This window comes from Pseudobythopirellula maris, from assembly GCF_007859945.1.
GTDB lineage: Bacteria > Planctomycetota > Planctomycetia > Pirellulales > Lacipirellulaceae > Pseudobythopirellula > Pseudobythopirellula maris.
This window is the reverse complement of the sequence record NZ_SJPQ01000001.1, coordinates 806,041-827,457: the sequence shown is the minus strand read 5'-3', so window position 1 is coordinate 827,457 and position 21,417 is coordinate 806,041. Positions and strand designations below refer to the sequence as shown.

The 21,417-nt window shown below is 64.2% G+C and carries 18 protein-coding genes; 7 read left to right on the top strand and 11 right to left on the bottom strand.

What is annotated here, in order from left to right:
* Position 1: 1 nt before the first annotated feature.
* The 8 genes from Mal64_RS03065 to Mal64_RS03030 form a co-directional block, all read right to left on the bottom strand.
* Entirely contained in the window at positions 2-223 is a 222-nt protein-coding gene (locus Mal64_RS03065) for a (Na+)-NQR maturation NqrM (RefSeq protein ID WP_146396878.1), read from the bottom strand.
* On the bottom strand, positions 220-1,308 hold the full coding sequence (locus Mal64_RS03060) for an FAD:protein FMN transferase (protein ID WP_231993564.1): 1,089 nt from the start codon (positions 1,306-1,308) through the stop codon (positions 220-222). Before Mal64_RS03060 ends, Mal64_RS03065 begins: the two co-directional genes overlap by 4 nt.
* A gap of 130 nt (positions 1,309-1,438) precedes the next feature.
* Positions 1,439-2,668: an NADH:ubiquinone reductase (Na(+)-transporting) subunit F gene (gene nqrF, locus Mal64_RS03055; RefSeq protein ID WP_146396875.1), complete on the bottom strand. Its 1,230-nt coding sequence runs from the start codon at positions 2,666-2,668 to the stop codon at positions 1,439-1,441.
* A gap of 108 nt (positions 2,669-2,776) precedes the next feature.
* Positions 2,777-3,388 carry an NADH:ubiquinone reductase (Na(+)-transporting) subunit E gene (gene nqrE / locus Mal64_RS03050; protein ID WP_146396872.1) on the bottom strand — a complete coding sequence of 204 codons (612 nt, stop codon included), beginning with the start codon at positions 3,386-3,388 and terminating at the stop codon, positions 2,777-2,779.
* A 103-nt stretch (positions 3,389-3,491) separates the two neighbouring features.
* Positions 3,492-4,118, bottom strand: coding sequence for an NADH:ubiquinone reductase (Na(+)-transporting) subunit D (locus Mal64_RS03045; protein WP_146396869.1), 627 nt, complete (start codon positions 4,116-4,118; stop codon positions 3,492-3,494).
* Positions 4,119-4,205: 87 nt separating this feature from the next.
* Positions 4,206-5,015 carry a Na(+)-translocating NADH-quinone reductase subunit C gene (locus Mal64_RS03040; protein WP_146396866.1) on the bottom strand — a complete coding sequence of 270 codons (810 nt, stop codon included), beginning with the start codon at positions 5,013-5,015 and terminating at the stop codon, positions 4,206-4,208.
* On the bottom strand, positions 5,002-6,282 hold the full coding sequence (locus Mal64_RS03035) for an NADH:ubiquinone reductase (Na(+)-transporting) subunit B (RefSeq protein ID WP_146396862.1): 1,281 nt from the start codon (positions 6,280-6,282) through the stop codon (positions 5,002-5,004). Before Mal64_RS03035 ends, Mal64_RS03040 begins: the two co-directional genes overlap by 14 nt.
* A 145-nt stretch (positions 6,283-6,427) precedes the next feature.
* A complete protein-coding gene (locus Mal64_RS03030; protein ID WP_146396859.1) occupies positions 6,428-7,789 on the bottom strand; it encodes a Na(+)-translocating NADH-quinone reductase subunit A in 1,362 nt (453 codons plus the stop codon).
* Positions 7,790-8,335: 546 nt separating this feature from the next.
* Between Mal64_RS03030 and sucC the strand changes: the two genes are divergently transcribed.
* The 6 genes from sucC to Mal64_RS03000 all read left to right on the top strand — a co-directional run bounded on the left by sucC (position 8,336) and on the right by Mal64_RS03000 (position 15,982).
* The gene (sucC, locus tag Mal64_RS03025) at positions 8,336-9,523 is read left to right on the top strand and encodes an ADP-forming succinate--CoA ligase subunit beta (RefSeq protein ID WP_146396856.1); all 1,188 of its coding nucleotides are present in this window, start codon (positions 8,336-8,338) and stop codon (positions 9,521-9,523) included.
* 44 nt (positions 9,524-9,567) lie between these two features.
* Positions 9,568-9,927 (top strand): four helix bundle protein, encoded by a 360-nt coding sequence (locus Mal64_RS03020; protein ID WP_146396853.1) that lies wholly within the window; start codon positions 9,568-9,570, stop codon positions 9,925-9,927.
* Between the two features lie 57 nt (positions 9,928-9,984).
* A complete protein-coding gene (gene sucD / locus Mal64_RS03015) occupies positions 9,985-10,857 on the top strand; it encodes a succinate--CoA ligase subunit alpha (RefSeq protein ID WP_146396850.1) in 873 nt (290 codons plus the stop codon).
* A gap of 865 nt (positions 10,858-11,722) precedes the next feature.
* Positions 11,723-12,523, top strand: a complete 801-nt coding sequence (locus tag Mal64_RS03010; protein WP_146396846.1) for a tetratricopeptide repeat protein — start codon at positions 11,723-11,725, stop codon at positions 12,521-12,523.
* Positions 12,524-13,854: 1,331 nt separating this feature from the next.
* Positions 13,855-14,820 carry a hypothetical protein gene (locus tag Mal64_RS03005; RefSeq protein ID WP_197525391.1) on the top strand — a complete coding sequence of 322 codons (966 nt, stop codon included), beginning with the start codon at positions 13,855-13,857 and terminating at the stop codon, positions 14,818-14,820.
* Positions 14,821-14,983: 163 nt separating this feature from the next.
* Complete coding sequence (locus Mal64_RS03000) at positions 14,984-15,982, top strand: M90 family metallopeptidase (RefSeq protein ID WP_146396841.1); 999 nt, start codon at positions 14,984-14,986, stop codon at positions 15,980-15,982.
* 500 nt (positions 15,983-16,482) lie between these two features.
* Here Mal64_RS03000 and Mal64_RS02995 read toward each other — a convergent pair whose 3' ends face one another.
* The 3 genes from Mal64_RS02995 to Mal64_RS02985 form a co-directional block, all read right to left on the bottom strand.
* The gene (locus Mal64_RS02995) at positions 16,483-17,238 is read right to left on the bottom strand and encodes a Bax inhibitor-1/YccA family protein (protein ID WP_146396839.1); all 756 of its coding nucleotides are present in this window, start codon (positions 17,236-17,238) and stop codon (positions 16,483-16,485) included.
* A 115-nt stretch (positions 17,239-17,353) separates the two neighbouring features.
* On the bottom strand, positions 17,354-18,958 hold the full coding sequence (locus tag Mal64_RS02990; RefSeq protein WP_146396836.1) for an aldehyde dehydrogenase (NADP(+)): 1,605 nt from the start codon (positions 18,956-18,958) through the stop codon (positions 17,354-17,356).
* 18 nt (positions 18,959-18,976) lie between these two features.
* Positions 18,977-19,813 carry a fumarylacetoacetate hydrolase family protein gene (locus tag Mal64_RS02985; RefSeq protein ID WP_146396833.1) on the bottom strand — a complete coding sequence of 279 codons (837 nt, stop codon included), beginning with the start codon at positions 19,811-19,813 and terminating at the stop codon, positions 18,977-18,979.
* A 221-nt stretch (positions 19,814-20,034) separates the two neighbouring features.
* Between Mal64_RS02985 and Mal64_RS02980 the strand changes: the two genes are divergently transcribed.
* Positions 20,035-21,414, top strand: a complete 1,380-nt coding sequence (locus Mal64_RS02980) for a GntP family permease (RefSeq protein WP_146396829.1) — start codon at positions 20,035-20,037, stop codon at positions 21,412-21,414.
* Positions 21,415-21,417: the final 3 nt, after the last annotated feature.

Below are 21,417 nucleotides of genomic sequence, written 5' to 3'. Positions count from 1 at the left end.
CTCAGCCCTCAACGGCCTGAGCTTCACGATTCTGGGGATTGCCCGTGCAGCTCGGCGAGGGGGTCGTGCAGGCGTCGCACACCGAATTGCCCGACCCGTCCTTGAAGTTGTTCAGCCCGCCGCAGGTCCCTTTGATGCGGCGATTGCTGACGATCACGCCGATGGCCATGCCGGCAAAGGCGACCCCGAAGATGGCGAGCACGATCAGGAAGGTTTGGATCACGGCAGTTCCTCGGATTGGGCCTCGGCTGGAGCCTCGGGTTGGGCGGCGTCCCAGGCGGCTGTCGCGCGGGTGGTGAATTCGTCGGAGTGGGCGTGTCCTTCTTCGTCGGAGTCCGCTTGGCGGGTGACGAACAGGGCGGCGACGCCGCGTTCCACGGCCCAATCGTACCCCGCCGCGGGACCGAGGACCAACAACGCCGTCGCGGTGGCGTCGGCTTCCATGCAAGACTCGGCCAGCACACTCACGGTGGCGAGCGTGTGGGCGACCGGCCTGCCGGTAGTGGGATCGACCGTGTGCGAGTAACGCCGCCCCTCGTACTCAAAGTAGTTGCGGTAGTCCCCCGAAGTGGCGACCGACCCGCCCGACAGTTCGACCACGCGATTGACCCGTTGGCCGCCTTCGGCGGGGGCGTGGTCGCTCGGCGCCTCGACGCCGATCCGCCACGGGGCGCCGCCCGGCTTGGTGCCGCGGGTGCGAACCTCGCCGCCGATCTCGACCATGTAAGCCGTGGCGCCGGCGTTGTCGAGCAACCGGGCTACGGCGTCGACGCCGTAGCCTTTAGCGACCGCCGACAGATCGACGTAGACGCCCGGCGATTTGCGCAAAGCCGGCGGCTCAACGCGGGCCTCGACCTTCGTGTGGCCAACCCGCGCCAGGGCGGCTTCGACCTCGTCGTCGGTCGGCGGCTTCGTGCGACGCTTGCCCGGGCCAAAGCCCCACAGGTTCACCACCGGCCCCACCGTGGGGTCGAACGCCCCGCCCGAATCCCGGGCGAGCCCCAGCGAGTAGGACACCACCTCGGCGGTCTCGGCCGAGACCTCGAACCAGTCGTCCGACTCGCTCGTGTTGAACCGCGACAGCTCCGACTCGGGGTCGTAGGTCGACATCCGACGGTTGATCTCAACGAGCCGTTGGTCGACCCGGGCTTGCAGCTCGGGGGCGTCCGGCGTCGTCTCGCCGGCGATCACCCGGATGTGGTACTGCGTGCCCATCGTGGGGCCGCTGAAGCCGACTATCTCGGGGCCATGTTCGCCGCAACCCGCCACCGTGGCCAAGAACAGCAGCCACACACACGCGCTGATCATCGCAGATGTTGCTCGACGGGGCGCACCAGCTCGCCTTGCGGATGTCTTGCCACGCAAGCTCGGCAAGCCGGTGCGGCTCAAACCGTGTTGGGCATCCGCGTCCATCTGCGTCCATCTGCGGCTAATAAGATCAGCCGCCAAAGTCGTCGTAGGCGATGTTCTCTTGCTCCACACCGAGGTCGTCCAGCAGCTTGAACACCGCGGCGTTCATCATCGGCGGGCCACAGATGTAGTACTCCACGTCCTCGGGCGCCGGGTGGTCCTTGAGGTACTCGTCGTGCAGCACCTGGTGGATGAAGCCGGTGTAGCCGGTCCAGTTGTCCTCGGGCAGCGGCTCGGAGAGGGCGATGTTGAACTTGAAGTTCGGGAACTCCTTCTCGATCTCGCGGAAGTGGTCGATGTAGAACAGCTCCCGCAGGCTGCGGCCGCCGTACCAGTAGCTCACCTTGCGGCCGGTCTTGAGGTTCTTGAACAACTCGAAGATGTGGCTGCGGAGGGGCGCCATGCCGGCGCCGCCGCCGATGTAAACCATCTCGGCGTCGGTGTCCTTGATGAAGAACTCGCCGTAGGGGCCGGAGATCGTGACCTTGTCGCCCGGCTTCTGGTTGAAGATGTAGCTCGACATCTTGCCCGGCGGGGTGCCCTCGGGGGCGCGGGGCGGCGGGCTGGCGACCCGGATGTTGAGCATGATGATGCCCTTCTCGCCCGGGTAGTTGGCCATCGAGTATGCCCGCACGACCGGCTCGTCGACCTTCGACACGTAACGCCAGACGTCGTACTTGTCCCAGTCCTCGCGGTACTCCTCCTCGATGTCGAAGTCCTTGTAGGCGGCGACGTGCGGGGGGCACTCGATCTGGATGTAGCCGCCCGCCTTGAAGTTCACGTCCTCGCCCTCGGGGAGCTTGAGCTTGAACTCCTTGATGAACGTGGCCACGTTGTGGTTCGAGATGACCTCGCACTCCCACTTCTTGGTCTCGAACGCTTCGGGCGGGACCTCGACCACCATGTCTTGCTTCACGGCCACCTGGCACGACAGGCGGCAGCCCTCCTGGGCCTCCTTCTTCGTGATGTGGGCCTTCTCGGTCGGCAGGATGTCGCCGCCGCCCGACTTGATCTTCACCTCGCACTGGGCGCAGGTGCCGCCGCCGCCGCACGCGCTGGAGACGAAGATCCCCGCGTCGGACAACGCGCCGAGCAGCTTGCCGCCGGCCGGAACGGTGATCTCTTTCTGATCGTTCACCAAGATCTTCACCGGCCCCGAAGCCACGAGCTGGCTCTTGGCCGCGAGGATAATCGCCACGAGGACGAGCACCACGAGGGTGAACATCAAGACGCCGAGGAGAATGGTTATGGTTTCCATAAAAAGCTCTCAGCTTTCAGCGGTCATCGGTCAGCATTGAAATCTGATCGCGGACCGCAAGTGACTGTTGTCTGATTGCTGACAGCCGATCGCTGACAGCTCCCTTTCTCACATCCCGCCGAACGACATGAACGCCAGCGCCATCAGGCCGACGGTCATGAACGTGATGCCCAGGCCCTGGAGGCCCTTGGGCACGTCGCTGTACTTCATCTTCTCACGGATGCCGGCCAACGCGCAGATGGCGAGCGCCCAGCCGAAGCCGGCGCCGAGGCCGTACGTGACGCTCTCGCCGAACGTGTAGTTGCGCTCCACCATGAACAGCGAGCCACCCAAGATGGCGCAGTTCACTGTAATCAGCGGCAGGAAGATGCCCAGCTGGTTGTAGAGCGTCGGGAAGAAGCGATCGAGCGTCATCTCGAGGATCTGCACCATCGCGGCGATCGTGCCGATGTAGGAGATCAGGCCGAGGAACGAGAGGTCGATGCCGGCGTAGCTCTCGCCGGCCCAACTCAGCGCGCCCTTCTTCACCAGGAACTGGTAAATCAGGTTGTTGGCCGGGATCGTGAGGCCCATGATCACGATCACCGCGGCGCCGAGGCCAAGGGCCATCTTCACGTTCTTCGACACGGCGAGGAACGTGCACATGCCCAGGAAGAAGGCGAGCGCCAGGTTCTCGACGAAGATCGATTTGAGGAAGATCTCTAAGTGGTGTTCGACCATTTTGCCCCTCGGGGGGTCACGCGTGGGTGTGTTGGTAAGCTATTCGTCGTGTCGAAAAGTTCGCTTCGCTCGGCTGTTAGCCCAATCTCGCTATTGCTAACGGCTAACCCTCTTCGATCTGGTCCGGCTTGAAGGTCCGCAGGATCCAGATAAAGGCGCCGATCAAGAAGAACGCGCTGGGGGGCAGCAGCATCAGGCCGTTCGGCTCGTACCAGCCGCCGTCGGTGGTGCGGGGCAGCACGACGAAGCCGAGCAACTTGCCCGATCCGAACAACTCGCGGAAGAAGCCCACCACGATCAAGATCAGGCTGTAGCCCAACGCGTTGCCGACTCCGTCGAGGAACGACATCCAGGGCGGGTTCTTCATCGCAAAGCCCTCGGCACGGCCCATCACGATGCAGTTGGTGATGATCAGGCCGACGAACACGCTCATCGTCTTGGAGGCCTGGAAGGCGTAGGCCTTGAGGACCTGGTCGACGACGATCACCATCGAGGCGATGATCGTCATCTGCACGATGATGCGGATGCTGCTCGGGATGTACTGCCGCACGGCGCTCACCGCCGCGCTCGAGCAGGCCGTCACGGCCGTCACGGCGATCGCCATGATGATCGAGGTCTCGAGCTTCGTGGTGACCGCCAGGGCGGAGCAGATGCCGAGCACCTGCAGCGCGATGGGGTTGTTGTTGAAAATCGGGTCGAGCAGGACGTCTTTTGCTTTCGACTCGGCCATGGATCGCTCGGGGGTTCGTGACGCGCGGCTTGCTTGGGACGCGGCGGCTTGGCTTGCGTGACGTAGGTAGGTGAGTAACTAACCGACTCAGCCGGCGCGGCGGCCGACCATCGCGACAACAGCTGCTTCGTCGCTCGTCTGCTTCTGGAGGTACGGCCCGAAGCCGCCCTCGCCGAGCCAGTACTTGATCATCTGGTCGACGCCCTTCGACGTGATCGTGGCGCCCGACAGGCCGTCGATCTGGTGCTCGCCGCTGCCGGAGCCCTTGACCACGCCGAGCATCACGTCGCCCTCGGCGCCGTAGATCTTCTTGCCGGGCCACAGCGACTTCCAACCGTAGTTGTCGACCTCGCCGCCGAGACCGGGGGTCTCGCCGTGCTGGTAGTAAGTGATGCCGAGCACCGTGTTGGCGTCCGCCTCGACGGCAAGGAAGCCGTAGAGCGTCGACCACAGGCCCTTGCCGTAGATCGGCAGCACGTAGCCGGTGACCGCGTCGCCCTCTTTGATCTTGTAAACGAAGGCGTACGGCTCACGCTCGGCGATGCCGGGCAGGGCGCCGGCGGGGCTGATCTCGACGTTCATCTCCTCGTCGCTGGCCGCCTCGATCGGGTCGTACTTCTCGGGGTCGACCGTCTCCGGGTCCACCGGCTCGCCGGAAGCCAGGTCGATCAGCACGCGCTCGATGCTCTCCTCGAAGATCGCGTCGATCTCCTTAGCCGTCGCGCTCGGCTCGGCCAAGCCGGCCGCCAGCAGCACGTTCTTCTTCTCGTCGAGCTTCTTGTTGCGGTCTTGCTGCGGCTTGAGCGCCACCGCGGCGATGGAGACCAGCACCGAGCAGACGACACACAGGATCGCGGCGACCATGAAGGTGCCTATAGTGCTGTCACGTGGTGGCATAGCGGGCGGCCCTCCGTTTGACGTTGCCTTGAATCACGGCGTAATCGATGAGCGGCGCCATGACGTTGCCGAACAAGATCGCCAGCATAATGCCCTCGGCGAACGCGGGGTTGATCGTGCGGATCAGGATGGTCATCACTCCGATGAGCCCGCCGTACCACCATTTGCCCGTCTCGGTCATCGAGGCCGACACCGGGTCGGTCGCCATGAACACCGTGCCGAAGGCGAAACCGCCCACGACCAAGTGCCAGAAGGGATTCATGTAAGCCAGCGGGTTGTCGGACATGTCGCGGAACGCGAACAGCACAGCCCCCATCGCCAAGGCGCCGAGCACCACGCCGCTCATGATCCGCCACGAGCCGATGCCGCTGGCGATCAGGATCGCGGCGCCGAGCAGGCAACAGAAAGTGGAGGTCTCGCCCATCGAGCCGGGGATCAGGCCCCAGAAGCAGTCCCAGAAGGTGAGGTTCTGCGTCGAGGAGGCGACGATGTCGACCGACTGGCCGGGCGTCACTTGCGTGGCGGCCAAACCGGTGAGGGTGGTCGCGTTCGTGTAGCCGTCGATGCCCAGCTCGTCTGCCGCAGCCGCGGTCCAGACCTTGTCGCCCGACATGAACGAGGCGTGGGCGAAGTACAAGAACGCCCGCCCGGTGAGCGCCGGGTTGAGGAAGTTCTTGCCCGTGCCGCCAAAGATTTCTTTGCCGATCACCACACCGAAGGCGATGCCCAGGGCGACCTGCCAGAGCGGTATCGTGGGGGGCAGCGTGAGCGGGAACAGCATGCCGGTGACGAGGAAGCCCTCGTTGATCTCGTGCCCCCGCACCACGGCGAACAGCAGCTCGAGGTGGCCGCCGACGACCATCGTCACGAGGTAAACGGGCAGGAACCACAGGGCGCCGTACACGAAGTTAGACGCGTGGTTGGTCGGGTCGTGAGGCAGCCCCAAGAACTCCATGACCGGCTCACGTACGTACTCGGTGAGCGTGTCAGAGAGCGGCTCGGCGCCGTACTCGGCGATCGCCAAGTTGGCCTGGTAACCGGTGTTGTACATCGCCATCAGGATGCACGGCCCCAGCGCGATGATGACCATCGACATCATCCGCTTCATGTCGAGGCTGTCGCGCACGTGCGGGCCGGTCTTGGTGACCTGCCCCGGCGTGAAGAGGAACGTGTCGATCGACTCGTACACCGGGTAGAGCTTCTCGAGCTTGCCCCCCTTGGTGAAGTGAGGCTCGACCAGGTCGAAGGTTTGGCGGAGGAACTTCATGTCCGTGGTTGGTTCGGGTGATTGGCGGCGGCTTGTCGGGCGCCCGCGCCATCGGACAGCAGTAGCGCTCGTGGTCAGGGCTCGGTTAACCCTCGACCGGTATCAGGGGCTCGGCTCAGCCCTCGAAGGTTGTCTGGGTCTCGGCTTAGCCTTCGACCTCGATCGTGGTCAAACTCTTGCGGAGCATCGGGCCGTACTCGTTCTTGCTGGGGCAAACAAACGTGCAGAGCCCCAGGTCCTCTTCGGTCAGCTCCAGGCAGCCGAGCATCTGCGACTCTTCCGTGTCGCCGGTGCAGAGCGACTTGAGCAACGCGGTCGGCATCAGGTCGAGCGGCAGCACCTTCTCGTACAGACCCAGCGGCACGATCGCCCGGTGGCTCCCCTCGGTCGACGTGGTGAACTTGAACCGCCGGCTCGGCGTGTTGAGCGGCGGCCACGCCGAGGCGTAAACTCTCGACAGCGAGAAGCGGCCGAAGCCCGGCAGCATCCAGCCGATGAAATCGCGGTGGTTGCCCTCGACCAAGCGGGTGACTTGCAGGTCGTAGCGGCCCAAAAAGTCGACCGGCGCGGCGGACTTGCGGCCCGACAGGACCGAGCCGCTTACCGTGCGGACGTTGGCTTGCGACTCGCCCAAGCAGAGCTCGGTGAGGTTGGCGCCGACGATCGTTTTGACCAGCCGCGGCGTGCCGACCGCCGGTCCGGCGAGCGAAATCGTCCGCTCGTTGCTCAGCTGCCCCGTGAGGAACAGGTGGCCGATCGCCACGACGTCTTGGTAGTTGACGTGCCAGTTGGAGCGGCTGAGCGAGACCGGCGCCAGCAGGTGCATGTGCGTTCCCGGCAGGCCGGCCGGGTGGGGGCCATCGAACTCGGCGACCTCGACGCAGCTGAGATCTTCGCCCGGAAGCGTGGCGCCAGAGGCCTTGCAGAGGTAAGTCACGCCATCGGTGAGTCGGCTCAGAACTTCCAGACCCGCCTTGAACTCGGCCGGCTTGTCGGCGAGCACCACCTGCGGGTCGGCCGCCAGCGGGTTCGTGTCGATCGCGGTGACGAAGATCGCGTGCGGGGCCGAATCGGGCGCCGGGATCTTGCCGAACGGCCGCGACCGCAGCGTGGTCCACAATCCCGAGTCGATCAGGTTCTTCCGGACGTCGTCGCGCGAAAGCTGGGCGAGGTTGTGGTCTTGGTACGAGACGAAACGCCGCTCGGCGAACTCGCCAAGCTCGATGACGATCGACTCGAATTTACGCTTCGCGCCGCGGTTCACAGCGACCACCTTGCCGGCGGCGGGCGCCGTGAAGGGGACGTCGTGGTTCTTCTTGTCGGTAAAGAGCGGCTGGCCGATCTCGACCGAATCGCCCTCGCTCACCAGCATCGTCGGCTTCATGCCGATGTAATCGTCTCCCACCAAACCCACGGTGCTGACCAGCGGGCTGTCGAGCACCGCTTGGCTCGGCTCGCCATCGATCGGCAAGTCGAAACCCTTCGACAATTTGAATTGGTGGGTCATACGGCTATCAACTCCGTCGGGAGCCGGCGAGTGGGTCGCGGCGTCGTGCGTGGGTTCATCGCGCCGCCGGTCGGCGCGTGGGGGGCAGTTGCGTCGGAGAGGCGGGGGGCTGCTAGCTGGAGCTCAGGCGGGAGGCGTCGAAGATGCGTAACAGACTTGCTCACAGCAGGTTTGGTTCGTGAATTTTTTCACGATATCGGTCTCTCGTCAACCCGAGACCACCTTATCTGGCCGAGAATCTAGCCGAGTGCCCGCCGGGGCGACAGCGGGTAACTCGCGAAATTTTGTCCGCCAGCTATCGTTCGCGTCTCGCGTTGCGCGGCTCGCCGCGGCGCCGAGCCGCGTAACCGGGGCGGTTTTGCGGGCTGCGAGTTCATGTCTGCCTCGAAGAAGTCCGTCTTTTGGCCCAACGGCGCCTTATGGCTTTTCGTCCTCCTCGCTAAGCTCATACGCTTTGCCGCGCCGCTCACGCGAGCCAATGGGGAATTGCCGCAACGCCCGGCGTTCGCCCTTCAAGCCGATAACTTCAAGCCGACGAAGCCGACGATGAAGATCCACGAATTCCAAGCCAAACAGCTCTTCCGCCAGGCCGGGATCGCCGTGCCCGAGGGCATTGTGGCCCGCACGCCCGAGGAGGCGTCGGCCGCTTTCGACAAGCTCGGCGGCAAAATCGCCGTCGTCAAAGCCCAGATCCACGCCGGCGGACGCGGCAAGGGCACGATCAAGGGCTCAGAACAGCACGGCGTTGAGCTGGTGAAAACCGCCGCCGACGCCGCCCGTGTCGCCAAGGCCCTTTTGGGGGGCGATCTGGTCACCATCCAGACCGGCGCCGAGGGCCAGAAGGTCCAGCAGGTGCTCGTCGAGGGCGGCTGCGACATCGCCCGCGAGCTCTACCTCGGCATCGTCGTCGATCGCGGCTTCCAGTCGCCGGTGCTGATGGTCTCGACCGAAGGGGGCATGGACATCGAAAAGGTGGCCGAAGAGACCCCCGAGCTGATCCACACCGCCGCATTCCTGCCCGACAGCGGCCTGTCCGATAGCGACGCCAAAGACCTCGCCGTTAAGTTGGGCCTCGAAGGCTCATCGGTCGGCTCGGCCGTGGCGCTGATGCAGTCGGTCTGCAAGCTGTTCGTCGAGCTGGACAGCAGCCTCATGGAGATCAACCCGCTGGTCGTCACCGGCGCCGGCGACCTGATGGCGCTCGACGCGAAGGTCACGTTCGACGAGAACGCCATGTTCCGTCACAAGGACCTCCTGGAGCTCCGCGACACGAGCGAAGAAGACGCCAACGAACTGCGCGCCGGCGAGGCGGGCCTCAGCTACGTGCAGCTCGAGGGCAACATCGGCTGCCTGGTGAACGGCGCCGGCCTCGCGATGAGCACCATGGACCTGGTGAAGCTGCACGGCGGCGAGCCGGCCAACTTCCTCGACGTCGGCGGCGGCGCCAACAAGGATCAAGTGACCGAAGCCTTCCGCATCCTGCTGGGCGACAAGAACGTCAAGGCGGTGCTGGTGAACATCTTCGGCGGCATCATGCAGTGCACGACGATCGCCAACGCCGTGCTGGCCGCCTACAAGGAAGTCGGATTCAACGTCCCGCTCGTCGTGAGGCTCGAAGGCACCGAGGTCGAAGAGGGCCGCAAGATCCTCGCTGAATCGGGGGTCGACATCATCGGCGCCGAGGGCCTCACCGACGCGGCGAAGAAGGTCGTAGCGGCGGCGAACGCCGCCTAGCGGTCAGCAGTCAGCTTTCAGCTGTTTTGGGAGGAGGTTAGCCGATGAAGGACTTCCAAAACCTAGTCGTATGGCAAAAGGCCCATCAGCTGACTTTGAGCGTTTATCGAGACACGAGAAACTTCCCGAGCGATGAACGGTTCGGGGTGACCAGTCAATTGCGGAGGTCGGTGAGTTCGATACCGGCGAACATTGCTGAAGGCTGTGGAAGAGGCACCGACGCCGACTTCGCCCGCTTCTTGCAGATCGCCATGGGCTCCGCCTCCGAAACGGAATACCACCTGCGATTGTCCCGCGACCTGAGCTACCTAAACCAGCAGCAGTGGGACCCGCTCAACCAACTAACATGCGAAGTCAAGCGAATGCTTGCAGCGCTTCTTAAAAAGCTGAAAGCCGACCGCTGACAGCTGATCGCTACCAATCCTTTCGTTGCTAACGGCCAACAGTTAAGAACCATACCCATGTCGATCCTAGTCAACAAAGAGACCCGCCTCATCTGCCAGGGCATGACCGGCAAGGCGGGCGAGTTCCACTCGCGCAACTGCATCGAGTACGGCACCCAGTTGGTCGCCGGCGTCACGCCCGGCAAGGGGGGCCAGACAGTCCTCGACCGGCCGGTCTACAACTCCGTGCAAGAGGCGGTCGACCAGCACGGCGCCAACGCGTCGATGATCTTCGTCCCGCCGCCGTTCACCGCCGCCGCCATCCTCGAGGCGGTCGACGCCGGCATCGAAGTGATCTGCGCCATCACCGAGGGCGTTCCGGTGATGGACATGGTCCGCGTCTGGGACAAGATCAAGGACAAGCCGGTCCGCCTGATCGGCCCCAACTGCCCCGGCGTCATTACGCCCGAAGAGTGCAAGATCGGCATCATGCCGGGCTACATCCACAAGAAGGGCCCGGTCGGCCTCATCAGCCGCAGCGGCACGCTCACTTACGAGGGCGTCTGGCAGCTCACGAACCTGGGACTCGGCCAGTCGACCTGTGTCGGCATCGGTGGCGACCCCGTGAACGGCACGTCGTTCATCGACTGCCTCAAGCTGTTCCAAGAGGATGGCGATACCGAGGCGATCCTCATGATGGGCGAGATCGGCGGCACCGCCGAAGAAGAGGCCGCCGCGTACATCAAGGAGCACGTCACCAAGCCGGTCGCCGCGTTCATCGCCGGCCGCACGGCGCCCCCCGGCAAGCGGATGGGCCACGCCGGCGCCATCATCTCCGGCGGCAAGGGGACGGCCGAGGACAAGATCGCCGCGCTCGAATCGGCCGGCATCGAAGTGGCCGAGAGCCCGGCCGACATGGGCGCCGCGCTGAAGCGGGCCATGGGCAAGTGAATTAGCAAGAAGCGGTCAGCGATCGGCTTTCAGCGGTCGGCCTCGCCAAGGGCCGGCGGCCAATAGCTGGTTGCTGACCGCTTTTCGATGCGCGGCCAATAGTATTCCAGAAAGGCGCCGCCCGAGCCTTCGCCAGAAAGTTGGCCGCGCGACGCCTCACGACTTACGTCGATCGCTCTGCGATCTGCACGGCGGAGGCTGACAAAACGCCCGGCTGGTTGCAAAAGTTGGACCCCCTGCGGCGCCCAATTATCTTTGTAACGCCTCTTTCACCTAATTTCGACAATCGCTTTTGGGCCAGCGCGCAGCAGCGATTCTTGACCGCGCGCCACTTTGTCGTAAGTCGTTTCGGCGGTCGGCATTAGTTCCGCGCCGCGGCGTTCGCCAGCACGCCCGATCCGGGCCAAATTTTGGCGGCCGGCGTTTTTGAGCGCGACGCCCCAGGGGAACTAGAGCGGTTTTCGAATTGGTGTGGACGAGCGGGGAAGCGATTGGCGGCGTGGCGAGGAAGCCGAAGCAGGCAATGCGGTGCATTGTCGTTGCAGGCTGACGAAGCCATGACGCCGATCGCGAGCCGAGCGTCTACACCTATGAGCAAACCGCTCTAAGGCGTAGCAAAGGGCAAAGGAACGACGCAGCGCTGGAGGCGGTGGACGGAAGACTGGTTTAAAAAAGCAGGGTCGTCGGGCGATAAAGCAGGGTAGCTGAGGTTTCGCCGGTGGCGGACAAGGCGTCTCCCCCGGCGATTCGCAATCAAACGCCCCTCCGGGGGATTCGCCATGAGACCGTTTGCAGCGAGTTCGGGCGCCCGGCTGTGGGCGGGGATGCATCTCTTTCCGGATGTTGTGTGGTTTAATAGACTTCCATGGCTTCTAAAGAGAGGAAGAATGACCTTCTTAAAGATCTCCACCAGTCGGGGAGATACGGCGAGCTAGCGGACCTGTGCCGAAAAAGGGTCGAGAAGTTGCGCGCGATGTACGGGCCTAGGCACGGGAAGGTCGGGTTTGCCCTCAAGCAATTGGCCTACACGCACTACTTGCAGGGCGATTTGCCTCGCAGCGAAGAATCGTTGCGTGCTGCTATCGAAGTTCTGGGTGATTCTGGTAGCTCCAAGACGGGACTGTACCGTGCATGCCAATTGGACCTGGCGCGTGTTTGCATCTTTATTGGAAAACACGCCGAGACAGAGTCGCTGCTCGGGGAGGTCTTGAGTGCAGCGGCTGCTCTTCCATCAGCGAGTCAGCGGCTTTGCGCGGGGGCACACTTTGTCCGTTCCAAGTTGCAAAGGAAGGAAAAGGATTTCGAAGGCGCCGAGCAGTCCCTGGAAATGGCGGAAATATGGATCTTGCAGCAGCTTGGCGAAGAGAGCCGCTACTACGCCTCACTCCAGCACCAGAAGGGCGAGGTCTACTGGCGACAAGGCCGGTTTTCAGAAGCCGAGCACGCGCTGCGCAAGTCGATGTCAGCCCACGAGACGATTCTCGAGACGGAATCAGCTGACTACGCCATGGCCATGAGTCTTTTGGGGGAGGTGTTAGCCAAACGCGGTAATCGCGAGGAGGCGTCGGAGAGCCAGGGTCGTGCGCTTGAAATCCTAAAGCGTGTGCGGCCAGCTGGGCACAGCAATATCCTGCAAGTTGAGCGTTTGGTGGCCGAACCTAGCTAAGAGGCTGTACCGGCCAAGTCAACGTTACTCGTCTCGGGGCACGGCGCCGTCGATAAGCCAGCACGGCAAATGTAGCTAATATGTGGCAAGAATTGATATTCATCGCAGTTGGGTGGTCTGCTGTCGCAGCGTTGGTTCCGTGGTTGGTGCACAGGGCCGTGGTCCGCAGCGAACGGTCTTGTGGAACTCATGCTCCTAGCTGCTCGGCCCTCAGGCGCGCGAGCATCGTGTTGATTGTGATGTCCTCGATATCTGGATTCCTTGTTTCCGGCGCGCTCCTTGCCATCGTGGCTCTTGGCTCATCTGAAAGTTACACGCCAGTGGTTATCGAGCTCGCAGGTTCCTTGTCCTACGCAACCTCGTGTATGGTGCTGTTGGCGGTTTCCTCGTTGGCGGCTATGTGTTTAACTACGGGCGTGTACTTGTTCCGCCGCCAGCGCGTGAGCCGCAAATAGATGACATGCAGTTTAAGTTCTCAGAGAGGGTGGTCTTGCCGTCAATTAGCATCGCTAGTTGTGCGGCTTTAAGCGGCAGGTTTACCCACCTTTAGAACGTGACGGCTAAGGTGGGTAAGCCGAGCGCCATGCCCACGCTCGCGTGGGCATGCGAAGCAGGGACGATTCTATTCTTGCCGCCGCATCAACGGCCCGTGTGACGGCTCATCTTGAAGCGTCAGACTCGGGAGGATGACGCGGTCGATCGCGATCGGATCATCCACGCCGGTCTCCCACGCCTTCCGCCGCAGCGCGAAGAAGGTCCCACGCGGCTGGCAAAAAGTTGGGGTGGCTGGGGTCGTAGTCGCCAGGCGTAGCCCCCAGCTTTAAGCGAGCAGACGACCCCTTGGTGATTCTCCGGGGGCTCCGCTTCGCTACGACCCCGGGCACCCGGCGACAACACAAAGGTGTCCGTGCAGGGTAGGATAGACCGCAGCGGAGCGAAGGCCCATCGCCCGACCGGTTCTCGTTTGGTGAGTGGCCTAGGCTATGCTTCGGTACATCCTTCTCCCTTTCTAAAATTCGGACAACGTTCACTCCAATTGCAGAGTCGTACTAATGAATCCAAGCAGAGTCTACCGGGTCACCACAGCTGTGTTGCTTGGCGTCTCCGTCGTCATTCATCTTCTAGCCGCCAATGCTTGTGCCGGCACAATCGCTTCCTTCAGGTGGCTTGAAGCCCTGCCAGGCGACCAATCACTTACGATCAGCGGACTATCAGCGGACGGCGCCACTGTAGTGGGCACATCGCATAGCGTTGACGGGACTACCCGTGCCATCCGCTGGAGTCACGAAGATGGGATGCATACGATTGGAGATCTCCCTGGGGGAGTCGAGATGAGTTTCGCTTATGGGGTATCTGCCGACGGATCGGTGATTGTTGGGGCAAGCTCTTCTGAGTTGAGCCACAGCCATCATCCTGTTTACCGTGAGCCCTTTGTTTGGACCGCCAGCGAAGGCATGCAAGGCTTAGGCTACATCCCTGGTACGGACGGACGGTATGGTGCGGCTTATGCGGTTTCAGATAATGGCTTGGTGGTGGTTGGCACTAGTACTGGAAACCGCCAGAGTGGGGGCACCCGCCCATTCAGGTGGACTGATGAAACCGGCATGGCTGACTTGGGAGATCTTGACGACGAATGGGGCAATCAGGACGGGGCAGGCGCGATCAATTCAGATGGAACGGTGATTGTTGGCAGGAGCCAGCTCGGGCGTGATCGCATGGCGTTTCGCTGGACGCCTGAGTTTGGCATGCAAGCCTTGGGCACGCTTCTCACCGAGGCAAGCGGAGACCGCGAGAAATTCAGCTCGGCTTCTGACACAAGCGAAGACGGCTCGGTCGTCGTTGGGTACGCCTATTCTGATGGTGGGTCTATCGAGGCGTTTCGCTGGACCCCGGTTGGAGGGATGCGCGGCTTGGGCAGGCTCCCGGGCGCCGAAGCGGGATCCAGCGGGGCATACGGCGTCACACCAGATGGTGTCATCGTTGTCGGTGACGCCAGAGACGAGAACGGCCAACATGCAATCCTGTGGGATCAATTTGGTCGCATGAGGCTCCTTGAGGATGTTCTCGTGAGCCAGGGTGCGGCACCAGCAATCGGTGGCGGAACACTCAGGATCGCCACCGATATTTCTGATGATGGCCGTACGATCATCGGAGGCGGTTTTGGGCCGAACGGCAGTCGATCCTGGATCGCGGTACTCGCGCCAGAGCCCAGCAGCCTGCTGTTGCTGCTCATGAGCTTCGCGCTAGGGGCATGCCATCGCACGCAACGCGGTCGCAGCAATACAAGAGCAGCCTGATGGCTAGCTCTACCATCGACACGGTCACACGCCTGCTGGGCGTAGACTACAATTGCTTAGTGTGAGCGGCAAAGCTGGGTATACCTGTCGGCGGTTGCGCCATCCGCAAGGCATCGTGTCACTTCGCCGACAGAACTACCCACCCTACGATTTCACTGCTCCTATGCTCGTCACCACGACGTCGAATCGTCTGAACCAGCGCTGGGCCTGGGGGCTCTCGGCGGTCGTTGCCGGCGTCGCCTTGGTGCTGGGGTTCTTCTTCCCCTGGGCCTTCTTGGGCTTGCTGCTCGCGCCGGTTGTTTATTGGCTCTTGCGGCGGCGGTGTTGGCGGCGCCTCGCGGTGATGGGGCGGGCGTTTCCGGACGCTTGGGAGGCGATCTTGCGTTCGCGGGTCGTCTACTACGGCGCTCTCGGCGACGACGGCCGCAAGCGGTTCCGCCAGATGGTGATGGTGTTTCTCGACGAGACGCGGATCACCGGCGTGCGGACCGACGTGGACGACACGACGCGGGTTCTGGTGGCGGCCAGCGCGATCATCCCCGTGTTCCGCTTCGAAGATTGGGAGTACTCGCGGCTCGGCGAGGTGCTGATCTACCCCGCCAGCTTCGACGACAGCTACCGCAGCGACGGCGCCGAGCCGCGCGGCACGCTGGGGATGGTCGGCACGGGCCACCTGAACGGGGTGATGATCTTGTCCAAGCCGGCGCTGCTCACCGGCTTCGACATCACGAGCGACAAGCTGAACGTCGGGGTCCACGAGTTCGCCCACCTGGTCGACGGCGCCGACGGCTCGATCGACGGCGTGCCGCCCGGCATGCCGGCCGAGACCTACCGCGAGTGGATCACGTGGGTTGGCAAGGAGCTGGGCCGGCCGGAGGGCGAGCGGTCGCACATCAGGCCGTACGGCTACACGAACGAGGCGGAGTACTACGCGGTGCTGACCGAGTACTTCTTCGAGGCGCCCGAGGTGCTGGAGCGGAAGAACCCGGAGCTCTACCGCCTGCTGGCGAAGATGTTCCGCCAGGACTCCCTCAAGCTCCTGGGGGGCGCCAAGGGGCGGCGCAAGCGGCGGCTCGGTCGCAACAGCCCTTGCCCGTGTGAGAGCGGCAAGAAATTCAAGCATTGCTGCTTGCGCCGCGCCACGCGGGGTGCGGCGGCGTAGCCGCGATCGCACGCCGCGGCGGTTGAGTCGCGCCGGGAATGGGCGGGCGCCACGTTTGGCGCTTGCGTGGGCGTGCTTCTGCTACGACGCCTTGTGACCGGCGCCGCGGCGCGGGAGACTCATCGCCCAGGCGACCGGACGGATTGCTTGGGCGGCTGGAAGGGGCGCGCCAAGTCGTCGCAACGAGGAACGACCGGCGAGTCGCCGAGCCATCGGCGTCTTCCCCACTTCTTTTTCACTTCACAGAGAGAATCGACATGGGCGACAGAGGCAGCAAAGACAAGGGCAAGAAGGAACAGCAGAAGAAGGCGTTGCTGACTCCTAAGGAGAAACGCAAGCAAAAGCAGGAGAAGAAGAACAAGTAGTCGCTGTCGGGGCGGACCCGACACATGGAGATGAGACGGCAAGGCGGGTGACAAGCACCCGCCTTGCTGGGCTCGGGGACGCGTTTGGCCCAACTGTGGCCTGCCCAATCGGGGCCAATTCAATTGTGGGCCGGCTCAGTCGCGACTGGAGAGGGCGATCATCAGCCGCAAGACATAGAAGAACAGCAACGCGACCGAGGCGAACAGGGCCAGCGACGCGGCGACGTACTGCGTGGGGGCGTAATGGCGTATGACGTTCGACGTGTCGTAGAGGATGTAGGCCGAGGCGAAGCCGATCATGCCGACGCTGAACCAGACGCCGAGTTGGAGCGGGAAGAAGTAGCTGACGACGATCAGGGCGAAGATGATGATCCCGCCCAGCGAGAGGCCGGCGCGGAGGAACGAGAAGTCTTGGCCGCTGAACCAGGCGATGGCGGTCAACCCGGCAAAGATGATGAGCGTGCTGCAGGCGGCGGCCGGGATCAGCGATACCTCGACGCCCTGGGTGAGTGCGAGCGTGCGGTCTTGGGCGAACCAGAGCAGCGGCACGAAGATGATCGACTGGGCTAACACGTAAATGCCGAGAGCCAAGTACTGCTTGCTGAGCGACACGGCGGATCGAGCCATGCGGTCGGCGATCAAGGAGGCGCCGATGAACAGGCCGATCACGCCGAGGATGCCGTACCGCATGCCCATCAGCTGGTTCATCAAGGCGTCGATGTTGAAGGTCTTGAAGTAGAACCACTCCAAGGCGGCGAAGCCGTAGATGGCGATCGCCAAGTGGGTGTAAGTCTGGCGGATGAAGGTCGCCCGCACGTTGGGGGCGGCGTCGGCGACCACGCCCTTGCCGAAATCGACGTAGGGATTCGCAGCGGCTTGATCAAGCGCCATGGTCGAGACTCCTCTGTAAGCGGAAGGTATTAGGGAGGCACGCCCGCGGGCGGCCGGCGCGACAACAAAGCCTAAGCTACCCGCTAGCGGAGTCAAGATTAATGCGCGGCGGCGGTCACCCCGCAGAGGGGAGCGGGGCTGAGCTCGGCTGGCCGTCGACCAGGCGCATCAGGCCCAGCGGGTTGGCGTTCTGCAGCTCGGCGGGCAGGGCCGAGTCGGGGAAATCCTGGTAGCAGACGGGGCTGGCGAAACGGTAGATCGCCGCGTTGCCGATCGAGGTGAAACCGCTGTGGGTGGTGGCGGGGTAGGGGCCGCCGTGGTGCATGGCGGCGCAGACTTCGATGCCGGTCGGGAAGCCGTTGAAGATCAGCCGTCCCGCCTTGCGTTCGAGTAAGCGGACCAGCGGGGCGTGGTCTTGCAGGTCTTGCTCCGTCCCGTGGATGGTGGCCGTGAGGCTCCCCTCCATTTGCTCGGCGAAAGCGAGCATGTCATCGGGGCTCTCGCAGCGCAAGACGATCGAGCTCGGGCCGAAGTTTTCGGCCGCGAGCGATTCGTGCTCGGCGAGCAGGGAGAGGGGGGCGGTGAACAGCGAGCAGGCCGCTTGGTTCGCGTCGCCGGCCGCCGCCCGCGCGGGGCCGACCGCCTCGACGCCGGGCGTGTCGCGGATCGAGGCGACCCCCTCCTGGTACGCCGAGCGGATGCCGTCGTGCAGCATGGTGGCGGCAGGAGCGGCGGCCGCCTTCTCGCCGGCGGCCTTGAGAAAGCGATCCAGCGGAGGGCCGCCGGCCGCCAACAGCAACCCGGGGTTGGTGCAGAACTGCCCCACGCCCAGGTTGACCGACTGCAGGTAGCCCTCGGCGATCGCGTCGCCGCGCTGCTCGAGGGCCGAGGGGAGCACGAACACCGGGTTCACGCTGCCCATCTCGGCGTAGATCGGGATCGGCTGGGGGCGAGCCGCCACGGCGTCGGCCAGCGCCCGCCCGCCTTTGAGCGATCCGGTGAAGGCGACGGCGGAAGCTTTGGGGTGGGTCACCAGCGCGGCGCCAACGCGGTGCGAGCGCCCGTGCAGCAGGGAGAACACCCCCGCCGGCAGGCCGGCGTCGCGGACCGCTTGGTCGATGACGGCGGCTAGCATTTCGCAGGTCCCGGGGTGAGCCGGGTGGGCTTTGACAACCACCGGGCAGCGGGCCGCCAGGGCGGAGACGGTGTCGGTTCCGGCCACCGAAATGGCGAGCGGAAAGTTGCTCGCGCCGAACACCACCACCGGGCCGACGGCGTGGAGCATCGTGCGGACGTCGGGCTTCGGCAGGGGAGTGCGGGCCGGGTCGCTGCGGTCGATGCGCGCCTGGCGCCAGGAGCCCTCGCGCACGATCGCGGCGAATCGGCGTGTCTGGCCCACGGTGCGAGCGCGTTCGCCCGTGAGGCGGGGCATCGGCAGCGCTGTCTCGGCGTGGGCGCGGGCGAGCAGGGCGTCGCCCGCCGCCTCGATGCCGTCGGCGATCTTGTCGAGCAGGCCGGCGATCGTCTCGGCCGGGGCCTGCTGGAGGGCGGCGAACGACTCGTCCGCGAGGGCGAGGGAGCGATCGATCTCGGAATCGGCGGCTTCCAAGAACCGCCCGTCGAGCGTTTCGCCTGTCGCGGGGTTGCTCGCCTCGAACGAATCCGTTCCTTCGGCCGAGCGCTGGCCGCCCACAAAGTGCTTACCGGTCACAAGCGTCATGAGTGTTGCAGGCGACGCCTACTCCATGGTGTTGCAAAGTTGTCCTATCGAATCGATCGCGATGCTCACGACATCGCCGCTGGCGAGGCTGAAGCCATCCGGCGGGATGATGCCGGCGCCGGTCATGAGCAGCACGCCGTGGGGGTGGGGGTTGTCGCGCATCAAGAACCCCACCAGCTCTTCGTGCCCCCGTTTCATCTGATCGAGGGTGGTCTCGCCCTCAAAGACGGCGGCGCCGTCGCGCTCGATGCGCATCGTAACCGACGAGTCGTTGCCGATTGAACCGGCCTGCGGAACATAAATGGCCGGGCCCACGGCCGCGCAGCGGTCGAAGGTCTTCGCCTGCGGGAGGTACAGCGGGTTCTCGCCCTCGATGTCGCGGCAACTCAGGTCGTTGCCGATCGTGTAGCCAACGATCTTGCCGGTGTGAGCGACCACCAGCACCAGCTCGGGCTCGGGGACGATCCATTTTGAATCGCTCCGCAGCCGCATCGACCCGCCGGGGCCGACGGTGCGGTGCGGCGTGGCTTTGAAAAAGATCTCGGGGCGTTCGGCCTCGTACACGCGGTCGTAAAAACTGCCCCCGCCGGCTGTTTTCGACTCCTCCATCCGCGCGGTGCGGCTGCGGTAATAAGTCACCCCGGCGGCCCAGATCTCTTGCCGCTCGCCGAGCGGCGCCAGGGGCGATTCGGCCAGCGCAGCGAGAGCCGGGTCTTCCGCGAGCCGCCCGGCTTGGCCGGCCAACAACTCCGGCAGATCGGGCTTGTTGACCAAGTCGCTCCAGGGCTGGTCGATGCGGGCGTATCGCGAGGCGTCGCGCAGGATCGGCCCCGATGAGGTGTTGTAAAGCAGCATGAGGCGCGCAGAGCTTGTGCGTAGAGGAGGCGATTCTTAAGAGTTGACCTGGGGTGGATCGTTAGCCTTGCAGGAGAAAGGCTTGGAGGCAATGCCTTGAGTGAAAACAACACGCGATCGTCGTAAACACATCATTGCGAACGCGCGGCCCCATGGAGTAAACTGTGGTTCTTCTCCCTTCTCATCCTTGCTTGAGTTAAGACCTTCTGGTCGTTTGCTCTATGACCAGCTGGTCCCCTTTCCTGATCCTGCTCGTCGGCATCGCGGTCGTCTTGGGCGGGATCGTCTTTCTCCGGATCCACGCCTTCCTTGCGCTGATCTCGGCCGCGCTGGCCGTGAGCCTGATGGCGCCGGGCGGATGGGACGAGAAGGCCCCCAGGGTTGTCGAGGCCTTCGGCGCCACCGCGGCCTCGGTGGGGGTGGTGATCTCGCTCGCGGCGATCATCGGCATCGCGATGACCGAGAGCGGCGCCGCGGACCGCATCGTGCGGATGTTCCTCGGCCTGATGGGCGAACGCCACGGCGCCACGGCGCTCATGGCCAGCGGGTTTGTCGTGGCGATCCCGGTTTTCTTTGACACGGTATTTTATCTCTTGGTCCCGTTGGCTCGCTCGATGTACCGGCGGACCGGGGGCTCGTACGTCAAGTATTTGGTGGCCGCCGCGTCGTGCGCCTCGGCTCACGCGCTGATCCCGCCCACGCCGGGCCCGTTGGTGATCGCCAGCGAGCTCGGCATCGATATCGGCACGATGATGCTCATCGGAACGGCGGTGGCGGCGCCGGCGGCGCTGGCCAGCCTGCTGTTCGCGGGCTGGATCGACAAGCGGATCGAGGTCGCCCCTCCCGCCGAGGAGTCGCCGGCCGACGAGTTGCTGCTGCAGGATGCGCCGGACGACAGCGACCTGCCGAGCATCTGGGCCTCGCTGGCCCCGATCGTCGTGCCGCTGCTGCTGATCGCGACCAAAACCACGGTCTCCTCGGCCGGCTTGGAGTTGGCGACGCCGCTCGCCAACGCGTTGCAAGTGCTTGGCAATCCGAACACGGCGCTGCTGGTCGCCGCTTTCCTGGCGTTGGGAACGCTCCGCAAGAACCGGGGCCGTTCGTTGCAGGATCTGGCGAGGTCCGTGGAGCACGGCCTGATGAGCGGGGCGGTGATCGTGCTCATCACCGCGGCGGGCGGGGCGTTTGGCGGCATGCTCAAGATCGCCGGCCTGGCGCCCGCCATCCAAGACTTGTTCGGCGAGTCCGCCACCAGGGGCGTCGGCCTGCTGCTGCTGGCCTTCGCCGTCGCCGCATTGATCAAGTTCGCTCAGGGGTCGAGCACCGCTGCGATGATTGTCACGTCGGGCATGTTCGCCGCCATGACGAGCGGCGTGGCGCTCGGCTTCCACCCGGTTTACCTGGGCACGGCGATCGGCGCCGGCTCGTTGGTCGGCTCGTGGATGAACGACAGCGGCTTCTGGATCTTCGCTCGCATGGGCGGGCTCTCGGAGGTGCAAACCTTGCAGACCTGGACGCCGCTGCTTGCGATCCTGGGGACCGTGTCGATGGCGATGACCCTGCTGTTGTCGATGTTGCTTCCCATGACACCGGCGGGGTGAATG